Source organism: Halobacterium sp. MBLA0001 (genome assembly GCF_049705385.1).
Lineage (GTDB): Archaea > Halobacteriota > Halobacteria > Halobacteriales > Halobacteriaceae > Halobacterium > Halobacterium salinarum.
Genome location: NZ_JBNAMQ010000007.1, coordinates 364493 through 376373 on the forward strand (window position 1 = coordinate 364493; position 11881 = coordinate 376373).

The window sequence follows — 11881 nt, forward strand, 5'->3', positions numbered from 1 at the left end:
AAAAGCCCCCGCTACGGGCGCGCGCGTGGGCGCTGGCATTGGCGGCGATCACACCCGAATCAGCCCGACGACCCCGAGTGTTTCCCCGATGATCCAGGCCACGAAGCCGAGGTATGCAACGAGGAGGGCGTACGACTCGGCGTCGGTGAGCGACAGCCCCGTGCGGAGCACGGTGAACAGCAGGACAGTGGCGAGCGTGAGCACACCCATCAGGGGGGCTGCGACGGCGAACGACACGGGGGCGCGCCCGGCGATGAGGACGCCGATCGGGATCGCAACCAGGAGATCGAACGTGTTCGACCCGAGGACGTTCCCGAGGCTGGTGACGCCGTGGCCGCTGCGCGCGGCCCGAACGCTCACCAGCGCGTCCGGGAGGCTGGTGGCGGCGGCCAGAATGGTCACGCCGGCGAGAAACGACGGGATGTCGAACGTGGCTGCCAGTCCCGTGACCGCGCCGACAAGCAGTTCGACGGCCACCGAGATGGCGGCCAGCCCGGCCGCGAGGCGCGCCCATGCCCGGGGCACGTCCACGTCAGTGGTGTCCGTGGTGGGGTCGTGGTCGCCCACGTCCTGCCACTGGATGAACAGGTACAGCCCGTAGAGGAGCAGCGGGACGAGCGCCAGCGGGCGCGTGACAGCGCCGTCGAGCGGGCCACCACCCGGGATGGGGGCGTAGATGACTGCCAGCGCGAACGTGAGCAGCAGCGTGGAAACCGCCAGCATGTAGAACTGGGCTTCCTTGTAGACGACCGTCCGGGTGGCGTCCAGCGGCTGGGTGGTGGTGATGCCGGCCAGCCCGGGCACCACGAGGATGTTGAAGATCGCCGACCCAACGATGGCGCCGACACCCAGTCCGAACGAGCCGTCGAGGGCGGTGACGAGCACGCTCAGCAGCTCCGGGAAGCTGGAGCCGATGGCGACGACGATCGACCCCTGCACGACGGCGGGCAGTCCGTAATGCGCCGACAGCTGTTCGGCGGCGGCTTCGAGCCACGAGCTGCCGGCCCAGATCAGCAGGGTGGCGACAACGACGACCGCGACGTGGCCGGGCGTGGAGCCGACAAGAGCAGACGCCGCCCCCATCACGGACTCCCCCGCAGGGGTGTCCTAGCGGCTGCGGTTGGAGGGGCGGTGGCGACCGGCGGCGTGGGCGTCCGGTGGTGGGTGAGCACGCGTGTCGGCGGCGACGGCAACGAGGTGGAAACTGGTTTCGGTTGCTGTGAGCGGGCGTGAACACAGCTGAATTGCCGGCCGGTTTTTTGGGGTGCGGTCACGTACCACGTCGCATGGTCGACGTGCCGCGACTGATGAGCACGCAACATCCGGACAACGCCACACTCCCGTTCTTCACCGCCGGCGACGTGATCGAGGGCGAGGACGAAATACAGGAGGCCTACTACGTGTACTCGCATCTGGGCTGCGACGAACAGATGTGGGACTTCGAGGGCAAGGAGGGCGACGAGTACGCCGTCAAGAAGCTGCTCTCGCGGTACGACGAGTTCTTCGCGGACCACCAGTTGGGGACGGACGTGCGGCTGACCGTTCGCGGCCCGAACCCCGACGTGGAGGGGTCCGAGGCGAAGATCCTGCTGGAGATCCTGGAGAGCATCCCGCGGTCGTTCGACGCCGCGCGGCGCTTCGCCGGCGAGTACGGGCTGGAGACGACCGCGCCGATCTTCGAGGTCATCGTGCCGATGGTGACCGACGCCGACCAGCTCAACGCCGTCCACGAGTATTACGAGCGGTTCGTGACCGGGAAGGCCGACGAGGCGGTCTGGGACGGCAGAACGGTCGAGGAGTGGGTGGGGGAGTTCGATCCGGCGTCGATCACGGTCATCCCGTTGATCGAGGAGCGGGAGGCGATGCTGGCGGCCGACGACATCGTCCGCGAGTACGCGACCGCCCACGACCAGGACGCCGTCCGGGTGTTTCTCGCGCGCTCGGACCCCGCGTTGAACTACGGCTGTCTGGCCGCCGACCTCATCAACAAGGTCGCTCTGCAGCGCCTCTACGAGATGAGCGAAGCCACCGGCGTCGACGTCCACCCGATCCTGGGCGCGGGGTCGGCGCCGTTCCGCGGGAACCTCACCCCCGAGCGCGCGGCCGCGACCGCCGACGCCTACAGCGAGGTGGAGACGTTCACCGTGCAGTCGGCGTTCAAATACGACTATCCCGTGGAGACGGTCCGCGACGGGGTCGCCACGCTCCGTGACGCGGACCTGGGTGCGCCCCCGTTCCCCATCGACGAGGCGCGCGCGCTGGCCGTCATCGACCGGACCGCGGACGCGTACGCCGACCAGGTGGACGCCATCGCGGGGACGGTCAACCGGCTGTCGTCGTACGTGCCCGACCGGCGCGCCCGCAAGCTCCACGTCGGGCTGTTCGGCTACGCCCGCGAGGTCGGGGAGAACGCGCTCCCGCGGGCCATCGGCTACACGGCGTCGCTGTACGCGGTGGGCTGCCCGCCGACGCTGCTGGGCGCGCACGCGCTCACCGACGACGACGCGGCGTTCGTGCGCGAGGCGTTCCCGGCGTACTTCGACCACCTCGCGGACGCCGCGCGGTATTTCAACCCACGGTGTACGGACGTGCTCGACCTCGACGACGACACGCTGGCGGCCGCCGTCGAGCGCGTGGACGTCACCCCGAACAGCGAGCACCGCGCCGCCACCGACGACGCCATCGACGCCCTCCAGCGCGGCGACGACGACGCCCTGCGGTCGGCGATCCGGCGGGGGGCGCGTGAGCGACAGTTCCTCGGGTGAGCGGCTACTCGTTGGTGGGCTCGGTGGGCCGCGAGCACACCAGACAGAGGGTGCTGTCGGCGACCCAGTTGACGTGGCGGGAGCCACACGCCGGACACTCGTGGTGGTCGGTGGCGTACTCGGTTGTCCCCCGTGGCGCGGCGAGGTGGCCGTCGTCGACCGCCGCCTCGACGAGCCCGGGGAGGCGCTGGCGTTTGTACGTCGCGCGGTGTGCGAGAAACGCCTCCGGGTCGCCGGGGTCCCCGCCGTGGAGGTCGTCCCAGGACACCGCGATCTCGCCGTCGGCCTGCCCGCGGGCGAGCTGCTTGACGGGGACGGCTGCGGCCTCGAACAGCGGCGTCGTCGCGAGCGCTTGCGGGGACGCAACCGATCCGGCGGCCTCGCGGTGGGCGGCGGCGGCGTCCTCGTAGGCGTCGCCGACGCCGTCCAGGCCGCCGAGCGCGTGGAAGTCAGCGATGAACTCGTCGAAGCACGCCGCCCGCGCGGGATGGGTGTCGGCGTACGCGCGCCGGAGGTCGCGGGCGGCCGCGACGCCGTGGACGGCGCGGTCGGTCGCCCGGGCGGGCGTGCCGGCAACCCGGGCGGCCGCGGTGCTGGCTGCGAGGTGCGCCAGCCCCGAGCCAACCCATCCTTTCTCTCCGGGGTCGAACGGTGCAACGTCGGGGTCGTTGCGGGGCGCTGACAGCACCCGCCAGCCCGCGCGAGCGTACGCATCGCTGGCGTGGTGGTAGTCACGGGCCGCCAGCGCGGTGACCGCCTCGGCGCGGAAGCCGCCGTCGGTGGTGCGCATATCCGACCCAGGAGCGCCAGTGACTCAAGCGTTCCCGTCGACCCCACCACCACAAGTAGCGGGCGGCCGAACGGGAAAGGATGCAGCCCGACGACAGGGTTTGTGTGGTGGCGGTGCGGCCGGCGACGTTCGAGCGCTGCCAGGGACGCGGCCTGTACCCGATTCCCGCGGGGTACAGCCGCGCGACGGCGGCCTACGACCACCTCGCGATCTATCGGCCGGCACCGGTGTCGGCGGTGACGCACGTCGCGCCCGTGGTGGACCGCGTCGAGCAGACGCGCGGCGGCCCCGGGCCGATGAAGGCGGGTGACTGGGCGGCGACCGTTGAGCCGTTCGCGGACACCGACCGGGTGACCGTCCTGGAGCTCGGCGACCTCGTGGCGCTGGCGGACCCGGTGGTGGCCGATGGAACCGGCGTCCGGGGGGCGTGGTACTGCACGATCGCGGACCTGCGCGCCGCCGACACGACCGCCGCACTGGCCGCTCGCGCCGGCGACTGAGCGGATCACGGCTCGCCGGCCAGCCAGTCCGCAACGGTCGAGGCGACCGCCTGGTGGCCCGTGGGCGTCGGGTGGACGCCGTCGCGGGTGCGGTCGCGCCACGCGTCGATCGGGCGGGCGACCGGGAGATGGGTGTCGACAGCGGCCGCCAGCGCGTCGTCGAACGCCAGCGCGCGCTGGGGCTGGGCGGCGCTGAAGCCGACGCCGCCCGCGACGTCGAGCAGCGGGAGCAACCCGACGAAGGCGTGGCTGGTGACCCGGTCGGCGGCACTGAGGGCGGCGTCGAGGCGGGCGGCCGCCGCCCGGAACGCGTCGGCGGAGACGCGCGGGTCGCCGTCGCCGCCCACCTGTGCGTCGTTGTGGCCGGCGTGAACGAGGACGGTCACCTCGCCCGAGTCGCCGGCTGTGGCGGTGTCGGCTGCGTGGTCGGTGAGCGTCGTGCCGACGCCGCCACGGACGGTCACGGACACCGATTCCCCTAGGGCGTCGGCGATCCGGTGGGGCCACGCGGGGCTGTCGTCGGTGCCGTACCCGGCTGCGACGCTGTCACCGAGGACGCGGATGGAACGGGACACACCCACCGAGACGGGCTGCTGGTCCGTGAGTGGACGGGCTGACACCGGCGAACGACGAAACTATCCGTTCCGGTGCCCTCGCTGTCGACACCATGGGGAACCGGAAGGACCACTACTACAACAAGTCCAAGCAGGAAGGCTACCGGTCGCGGGCGGCCTACAAGCTCCAACAGCTCGACGACCGATTCGACGTGCTGTTCGGGGGCGCATCAGTCGTGGACCTGGGCGCGGCACCCGGGGGCTGGCTGCAGGTGGCCGCCGAGCGCGCCGGGGCACGCGGGAAGGTCGTCGGCGTCGACTTCCAGAGCATCACGCAGTTCGAGACGGACGCCGGCCTGGAGACGGTGCGCGGGGACATGACCGAGGACGAAACCAGACAGCGCGTCCGGGACGCCGCCAACGGCAGCGCCGACGTCGTGGTGTCGGACATGGCCCCGGACATGACCGGTGAGTACGACCTCGACCACGCGCGGTCCGTGCACCTCGCCCGCCAGGCCCTGGAGACGGCGCGCGAGCTGCTGGACGCGGGTGGCCACTTCGTCGTGAAGGTGTTCGACGGCCGGGACTTCCAGGACTTGCTGGCGGACATCGAGGACGAGTTCGCGTTCGTCGCGACGCACAGCCCGGACGCCTCCCGGGACGCCTCCTCCGAGCTGTACGTGGTGGGCAAAAACCACATCGTGGCTCCCATCGCGGAGGGCGACGAGCACACCGTCGAGATCGTCGACACGGGCGACGAGGGCGACGGGATCGCGCGCATCGAGGGGTACACTCTGTTCGTGGATGACGCCGCCGAGGGCGACACCGTGGACGTGACGGTGACCGACCTGAAGCCGAACTACGGGTTCGCCGAGCGCCGCGACGGCGCGTAACCGCCGGGTCAGTCGGCTGCGGGTGCCGGCGCGCCGAGCCCGCGCGAGCGGGCCGCGGCCACGACGGCGTAGACGAACGGCGTGTCGCCGACGGCGATGGCGAGTTTCAGGAGGTACTGGCCGACGATCAACGCGAGCAGCTGTGCGGGGGTTCTGGGTTGACCCACGCCCAACAGCACCGGTGCCGCCCAGAACGCGACGGTCACGAAGATCACGGTGTCGATGATCTGGCTGGTCGCCGTGGAGCCGATGTTGCGCAGCCAGAGGTGGCTGGCGCCGGTGCGGTCGCGGATGGCGTGGAACGCGATCACGTCCCAGTTCTGGCTGACGACGTACGCCAGCAGCGACCCAGCCACGATGTTCCCCGCGGACAACAGGACCGTCGCGAAGGCGTCCTGGCCGACTCCGGAGAACGGCGCGATGGGCGCGCGAACGGTGCTGTACACCAACGCGAGCAACACGAGGTTCATCACGAACCCGACGTTCACCATCACCTGTGCGTCCCGCCGGCCGTACAGCTCGGCGTAGCAGTCCGACGCGAAGAACGTCACGGCGTACGCCAGCGCCGCCCCCGGGAGCACGAGCGCTGCGCCGGTGACGGGCAGCGACACCGGCAGCTCGAACAACAGGAGTTTCGACGCCGTCAGCTGGGCGGTGACCAGCGCGGTCACGAACAGCCCGATGAGCGCGACCTGGGTCACGGGGGTGTCGTTACGCGTCATCGGCTGTGGCGGCGTCCTGGAGGCGGCCGTGGCGCGCGTCGATGTCGTCGAGCACGTCGAGGGTTTTCCGGATGGACGCGCGGACGGCGTCGCTCCGGTTCACGAACTTGCCGTCGTCGCCGACGTGCTCGTCGAGATCGTCCAACAGCTCCTGGGGCATCTCAACGCTGATCTTGGGCATACTAACGGATGCGAGCCGTCGAGTATAAGCTGCGCGGGTTGGGTGGCCGCTCGGCCGTCGGGTTACGTCGGTGTGGACCGCGAGTCGCCGCCGCGTCGACCGCCCAGCGTGAGGGCGTAGAGGATGGCGAGCCCGAGGCCGTACATCGTGGCCACCGGAAGGGCCACGATGAACATCGTGTAGAGGCTGTCCGGCGTCGCCAGCGCGGCGAAGAAGAACGTGGCGAGCACGGGCACCCGCCAGCGCCGCCGCATGGTGTCGAACGAGACAATGTTCCCGTGGTTGAACAGCACCATCGTCACCGGGATGCTGGCGAGCAGGCCGATCCCGACGGTCAACAGGAAGACCAGCCAGGCGAACGTGCCGATGGTGTAGCTGATGACCATGCCCGCCTGCAGCGCGTCGCCGACGAGAAACGAGATGACTGCGGGCGCGATGTAGGCGTACCCGAGGTAGCTGCCGCCGACGAGGGTGACCGCGAGGCTGCCACCCCAAGCAAGGATGGTGCTGCGGTCGCCGGTCACCAGGCCGCGCTCGGAGAGCGACGGCCACAGGTAGTAGACGAGCAGCGGCACCACGGCGACGGCGGCGATCACGACCGAGAGCTTCACTTGGAACACCAGCGCCTCGACGGGGTGCAGCGTGATCGGCCAGGAGTTGGCGTCGGGTTGGATCTCCTGGGGGATGCGCGTGATGAAGTCGTAGCGCAGGGTTGCCAGGCCGCCGTAGTACAGCCAGCCGAACACGCCGACCATGACGAGCATGAACCCGCCGACGATGCGGAACGCCCGCGACCGGAGGCTGTCGAAGATGAACCGGAGGTCGTGGTAGTAGCCGCCGATGTCGTCCTCGGTGGTGTCGTCCTCGGTGAAGGCGTCCATCATGCCGGCGGCCGTGCGCTGCATGGTGGCTGACGACTCCGCGTCGGGGTTGTCGGCCTCGGACCCCGTGTCGTCGTCGTCGGCAGCGGCGGCGTCGAAGCGGTCGAGGACGAGTTCGGCTTTCCGGTCGTCGCCGTCGTCCATGGCTTGGGAGGCCGTTGCGAGCGCTTCGTCCTCGCTGAGTGCGGCGAACGCTTCCGGGGGGGCGGCCTCGATGCCGGCGGCGTCGAGAGCGTTCAGGTCGATGTCGGCGGGGTCGGGCCGGCGACTGCGGGGGCCGTTGCGGGCGGCCGCGCGGTCGACGGCGACGTAGAGGTAGTACAGCGTCGCCGCGAGCACCGCAAGCGCCGCGAACGCGGCGCCGAGCACGAGCACGGCGGTGTCGGTCGGGACGCCGAGTGCGCGCTCGACGGTCGGGACGCGGACCCCGGACCCGAGCGCCGCCAGCCCGTCGTTGAACAGCTGGATGCCGTTGTACTGTTCGACTGCGTATCCCGCCCCGAACCCGAGGACGACGACCCCGAGGATGCGGTTCCAGGCGGCGCGGAACACACCCCGCACGTCGATGTCGTCGCGGCCGCGTTTGACCGTCACGACGATCTTCGAGACGTAGAGGCTGAGCCCGTACAGCAACACCAGTGGGGTGGCCCAGAGGATCTGCGTGAACGGGTCCGGGGGGGAGAACAGCGCGCCGAAGGTCGCGATGGCGACGATCGCGTACCGCCACTTGTCGCGGAACGTCTCGTAGGCGACGATGCCCGAGTACGACAGCCCGGACATCAACAGCGGGAGCTGTGCGGCAAGCGAGAAGGACAGCGACAGGAACAGGATGAACTCGGTCCACTTGACGATGGAGTATTTCGGCGAGAGGCCGACCGTGTCGGCGTTCCCGGCGAGGAACTGGAACATCAGCGGGAAGAACGCGAAGTACGCGTAGAGCACGCCCAGCGCGGCCAGGCCGGCGGCGATCACGAGCACGCCGCCGAGCTGCCAGCGCGTGACGCTGATCGGCGGGACGATGTCGCGGTCCTGGAGGGGGCGTTTGGCGTGGTACGCCAACACCGGGAGCGCCGCCAAAACGCCGGCGAACAGCCCGATTTTCACCTGCATGAGGATGACCTCGAAGGGCGTCTGGGCGATGACTTCGGCGTTGGCTGGCAGCAGATCGGCCTCCAGGGTGGGCCAGATGAACAGCCGCATCACGAAGATGCCGGCCAGCAGCCCGACGACGAACGCGATGAAGACGTGTTGCAGGCGGTCCTGAGCCGTCGAAAGCAGGACGCCAATGGATTCTCGGCCGGAGTCGATTGCGCGGGCGGTGCCCGGGCTGACGAGATCCGAGCCGGAGCCACTCATTGCTACGCGATAGCCCGCTCGGAGTTATCAATCTTCTTGTCGGACGGTAAAAGAAAGCCTATAACGGCGCGGCCGCGAAGGATCGGACGAATGGCTGAGGACTCAGACGGCCGCCACGACGCCGCCTCCGAGGGCCCGCCGTGGGACGGCCTGCAGTCCGCCGTGCGTCGCGTCGGTGGCGGCGAGTCTGAGGGGGGTGAGTTCACGCGCGTCGACGACGACGAGCAGCCCTCGGCGGAGGCGTCCGAGCCGGAGTTGCTCCCGGAGGACCGCCACCAGACGGCCACGCCGCGAGACCACGAAGCCGGCGGTCCAACGGCGGCCACGCAGCCGACGCCGGGCGGCGTGGCGGCGGGCGCGAGCAGCGATCCCGACGCCGCCGGTGGCGGCATCGGGATGGACGCGCCGGAGTCCGACGAGGAGGCACCGCTGGGCGAGCACATCGAGGAGATGGTGACCCGTTTGGGGATCGTTGTCGCCATCGCGGCGCTGGTGAGCATCGTCGTGTTCCCGGTGACGAAACCACTCATCACGTGGATGTGGAACTACGTGCTGCCGGGCGGCGAAGCGATCGATCCGCGGGTGTATCAGCCCTTGGAGCTCATCATCACCCAGGTCAAGGTGGCGAGCCTGGCGGGCCTCGTGGTGGCGCTGCCGGCGTTCGTCTACGAGTCGTACGTGTTCATGCGGCCGGGGTTGTACAGGAACGAGCGGCGGTATTATCTGGCGTCGGTGCCGACCAGCCTGGTGTTGTCCGTGGTTGGCGTGTTGTTCGCGTTTTTCATCGTGCTCCCGTACACGATGGGGTATTTCCAGAGCTACACCGAACCCACGGCCGACGTCGCGTTCGCGCTCGGCACCACGTTCAATCTGTTGTTGCTCGTGATGGGGTATCTGGCGGTCGTCTTCCAGATCCCGCTGTTCATCATGCTCGCGATCATGCTCGGGGTCACGACCCGGGAGTGGTTGGAGAGCCGGCGGCTGCTGTTCTGGGGGGCTTTCGCGGGGATCGCGTTCACGTTCAGCGCCATCGACCCGACCGGGATCGTGCCGGTGATCGTGGCGATCACGATGGTCGTGCTGTTCGAGGGGACGCTTGCGTTGTTGCGGTGGACCGGAAACTAGGGGGACCGCGAAAGCTCTTTGCGTGCGGGTGCGCACACCTCTCCCGATGGACCTGCAGGCGATCCCAGGTGTGGGCGCGAAGACCGCCGACGCGCTCGGGAGCCTCGACGACCCGGAGGGCGCGCTGGAGCGCGGGGACGTGGCGGCGGTGGCCGGCGCGCCCGGCGTGAGCGAGGGGCGGGCGGCCCGGATCGTGCGCAACGCGATCCGGGTGCGCCACGACGACCCCGGCGGGTTTCTGGCGACCGATCGGGCCGCGGAGATCCACGAGCGGGTGCTCGGGTTGCTCCAGGAGCGTGCCGTCACCGAGTACGCGCGCCAGCGGCTGCGGACGTTCTATCCGAGCGCGGCCGACTCGCGGATCGCGGAGGTCAACGCGTTCGTCGCCGATGCCATGCAGCGGACGCCACGCGACGACGTTCTGGAGGCGTTGGCGGGCGTGGAGCCGCTGTCAGCGCCGTCCGGCGTGTCCGTGCGAGAGCGCTGCGTGGCGACGACCGACGCCGAGACGTACAGCGACGCGGCGGCGGCGTTCCCGGAGCTGTCCGTGGAGATCGTGGAGGACGCCCGCGACCTGGCGGAGTTGGCGCGCGGGTACACGACGGTGGTGGCACTCGATGAGGCGTTCGTGGGCGTGGAGGTCGAGGGGGACGTGCGCGTGGAGCCCGACGCCATGGAGCGCCCGGCGGAGGTGGTGCCCGAGCGCGTGCTGTCGTTTTTCGCGGCGAACCGGGACCGCATCCGGGCGGCGGTCAGCGTGCACGAGGCCGCCGGCATCGACACCGACGTGGATTTGGACGCGTTGGACGGCGCGCTGGCGCACCTGGAGGGCGACGGGTCGGTGGCTGGCGACGACGAGTTGGATCGGCTGACGCGCGCGGTGAACGACCTCGATGCGGCGGTCAGCGACGCCGAGTCGGTGGCCAACGACCGGCTCCGGGAGGCGATCGGGGAGCAGGACGTGACCATCGAGGGGGCGGACTTGTTGAGCCTCGTCGAGCGGGGCGCGGGGGTGGACAGCCTGCTGGGCAGAGAGCTCGCCGACGAGTACGATGACGCCGTCGGGGCGGCCCGGGACGCGCTCGAAGAGCAGTTGGGGCTGCGGGGCGAGGCGGCGAAGCTGGCACGGCGGGTGTTCGGCGACGAGCCGACGTTCCCCGTGGCGCGCGACGACGACGCCATGGCGCGGGTGCGCGAATCGCTGACGGCGGCCAGGGATCGGCGGGCCGCCGAGCGCAAACGGGAGTTGGCGGCGACGCTGGCGGATCTGCGAGCGCCGACTGAGGCGCTGGTCCACGACGCCCTGGAGGTTGACGTGGCGCTTGCCGTGGCGCGGTTCGCGGCGGATTTCGACTGCGTGCTGGCCGAGCGCGGCGGCCGCGGGTTCCGCATCGAAGGCGGGCGCAATCCGCTGTTGGACGTTGCCTTCGCGGAGACCGAGCCGGTGGAGTACGGCGTCGACGGGGTGGCGTTGTTGTCGGGCGTGAACTCCGGGGGGAAAACGAGCACGCTCGATCTGGTGGCGGTGGTGGTGGTGCTTGCGCACATGGGGCTGCCGGTTCCGGCCGAGGCGGCGCGCGTGCCGGCGATCGCGGAGCTGCATTACTACGCGAAGTCCCAGGGCACGCTTGATGCGGGGGCGTTCGAGGCGACGCTGCGGGATTTCGCGAGCCTGACCGAGCGCGTGGCCGACGATGAGGGGAGCGAGGAGAGCGCGGCCAGCCGGCTGGTGCTCGTCGACGAGTTGGAGTCGATCACGGAGCCGGGAGCGTCGGCGAAGATCATCGCGGGGATCCTGGAGGCGTTGCACGAGGCGGGGGCGTCGGGCGTGTTCGTCTCCCATCTGGCGGGCGAAATCCGGGATCAGTGTGGGTTCGGCGTGACCGTCGACGGCATCCACGCGGCGGGATTGGAGGACGGCGAACTGGTCGTTGAGCGGTCGCCGGTGAAAGACCATCTCGCGCGGTCGACGCCGGAGCTCATCGTGGAGAAGCTGGCCGAGGCGGACGGGGCGGTGGGTGAGGGGTTCTACGAGCGGCTGCTGGAGAAGTTCTGACCCCGGTCAGCGGATCGCCGGGTTCGCGGGGTGTGCGGGCGTTTGCCAGCGGGTGGCG

Annotated in this window: 11 protein-coding genes; 5 read left to right on the top strand and 6 right to left on the bottom strand. The window is 70.3% G+C overall.

The features are described from left to right. Positions 1-48: 48 nt before the first annotated feature. A complete protein-coding gene (locus ACOZ32_RS03100) occupies positions 49-1083 on the bottom strand; it encodes a sodium:calcium antiporter (protein WP_424334922.1) in 1035 nt (344 codons plus the stop codon). 203 nt (positions 1084-1286) lie between these two features. Here ACOZ32_RS03100 and ppcA point away from each other — a divergent pair, with 203 nt between their 5' ends. Then, positions 1287-2765, top strand: coding sequence for a phosphoenolpyruvate carboxylase (ppcA, locus tag ACOZ32_RS03105; protein WP_010903679.1), 1479 nt, complete (start codon positions 1287-1289; stop codon positions 2763-2765). A 4-nt stretch (positions 2766-2769) separates the two neighbouring features. Here ppcA and ACOZ32_RS03110 read toward each other — a convergent pair whose 3' ends face one another. Next, entirely contained in the window at positions 2770-3555 is a 786-nt protein-coding gene (locus ACOZ32_RS03110) for a hypothetical protein (RefSeq protein WP_424334923.1), read from the bottom strand. An 80-nt stretch (positions 3556-3635) separates the two neighbouring features. Between ACOZ32_RS03110 and ACOZ32_RS03115 the strand changes: the two genes are divergently transcribed. Beyond that, on the top strand, positions 3636-4055 hold the full coding sequence (locus ACOZ32_RS03115) for a hypothetical protein (RefSeq protein ID WP_424334924.1): 420 nt from the start codon (positions 3636-3638) through the stop codon (positions 4053-4055). Between the two features lie 5 nt (positions 4056-4060). Here the strand turns inward: ACOZ32_RS03115 and ACOZ32_RS03120 are convergent, their stop codons facing one another. After that, the gene (locus ACOZ32_RS03120) at positions 4061-4675 is read right to left on the bottom strand and encodes an SGNH/GDSL hydrolase family protein (RefSeq protein WP_424334925.1); all 615 of its coding nucleotides are present in this window, start codon (positions 4673-4675) and stop codon (positions 4061-4063) included. 47 nt (positions 4676-4722) lie between these two features. On the opposite strand from ACOZ32_RS03120, the gene ACOZ32_RS03125 reads away from it, so the two are divergent. Next, positions 4723-5502: a 23S rRNA (uridine(2552)-2'-O)-methyltransferase gene (locus ACOZ32_RS03125; protein WP_010903682.1), complete on the top strand. Its 780-nt coding sequence runs from the start codon at positions 4723-4725 to the stop codon at positions 5500-5502. 8 nt (positions 5503-5510) lie between these two features. Here ACOZ32_RS03125 and ACOZ32_RS03130 read toward each other — a convergent pair whose 3' ends face one another. The 3 genes from ACOZ32_RS03130 to tatC form a co-directional block, all read right to left on the bottom strand. Then, positions 5511-6224, bottom strand: coding sequence for a queuosine precursor transporter (locus tag ACOZ32_RS03130; RefSeq protein WP_010903683.1), 714 nt, complete (start codon positions 6222-6224; stop codon positions 5511-5513). Next, positions 6214-6405, bottom strand: coding sequence for a ribbon-helix-helix domain-containing protein (locus tag ACOZ32_RS03135; RefSeq protein ID WP_010903684.1), 192 nt, complete (start codon positions 6403-6405; stop codon positions 6214-6216). Before ACOZ32_RS03135 ends, ACOZ32_RS03130 begins: the two co-directional genes overlap by 11 nt. Before the next feature lie 62 nt (positions 6406-6467). Next, entirely contained in the window at positions 6468-8642 is a 2175-nt protein-coding gene (gene tatC / locus ACOZ32_RS03140; RefSeq protein ID WP_010903685.1) for a Sec-independent protein translocase TatC, read from the bottom strand. Positions 8643-8732: 90 nt separating this feature from the next. On the opposite strand from tatC, the gene ACOZ32_RS03145 reads away from it, so the two are divergent. Together ACOZ32_RS03145 and ACOZ32_RS03150 are read left to right on the top strand one after the other, a co-directional pair. Beyond that, a complete protein-coding gene (locus ACOZ32_RS03145; protein WP_010903686.1) occupies positions 8733-9767 on the top strand; it encodes a twin-arginine translocase subunit TatC in 1035 nt (344 codons plus the stop codon). A 46-nt stretch (positions 9768-9813) separates the two neighbouring features. Next, positions 9814-11823: an endonuclease MutS2 gene (locus ACOZ32_RS03150; RefSeq protein WP_205251168.1), complete on the top strand. Its 2010-nt coding sequence runs from the start codon at positions 9814-9816 to the stop codon at positions 11821-11823. Positions 11824-11881: the final 58 nt, after the last annotated feature.

What these genes read in the sequence shown, in the direction of transcription:
- ACOZ32_RS03100 (WP_424334922.1), bottom strand. Translation starts at nt 1,083, where the DNA reads ATGGGGGCGGCGTCTGCTCTTGTCGGCTCCACGCCCGGCCACGTCGCG.
- ppcA (WP_010903679.1), top strand. Translation starts at nt 1,287, where the DNA reads ATGGTCGACGTGCCGCGACTGATGAGCACGCAACATCCGGACAACGCC.
- ACOZ32_RS03110 (WP_424334923.1), bottom strand. Translation starts at nt 3,555, where the DNA reads ATGCGCACCACCGACGGCGGCTTCCGCGCCGAGGCGGTCACCGCGCTG.
- ACOZ32_RS03115 (WP_424334924.1), top strand. Translation starts at nt 3,636, where the DNA reads ATGCAGCCCGACGACAGGGTTTGTGTGGTGGCGGTGCGGCCGGCGACG.
- ACOZ32_RS03125 (WP_010903682.1), top strand. Translation starts at nt 4,723, where the DNA reads ATGGGGAACCGGAAGGACCACTACTACAACAAGTCCAAGCAGGAAGGC.
- ACOZ32_RS03130 (WP_010903683.1), bottom strand. Translation starts at nt 6,224, where the DNA reads ATGACGCGTAACGACACCCCCGTGACCCAGGTCGCGCTCATCGGGCTG.
- ACOZ32_RS03135 (WP_010903684.1), bottom strand. Translation starts at nt 6,405, where the DNA reads ATGCCCAAGATCAGCGTTGAGATGCCCCAGGAGCTGTTGGACGATCTC.
- tatC (WP_010903685.1), bottom strand. Translation starts at nt 8,642, where the DNA reads ATGAGTGGCTCCGGCTCGGATCTCGTCAGCCCGGGCACCGCCCGCGCA.
- ACOZ32_RS03145 (WP_010903686.1), top strand. Translation starts at nt 8,733, where the DNA reads ATGGCTGAGGACTCAGACGGCCGCCACGACGCCGCCTCCGAGGGCCCG.
- ACOZ32_RS03150 (WP_205251168.1), top strand. Translation starts at nt 9,814, where the DNA reads ATGGACCTGCAGGCGATCCCAGGTGTGGGCGCGAAGACCGCCGACGCG.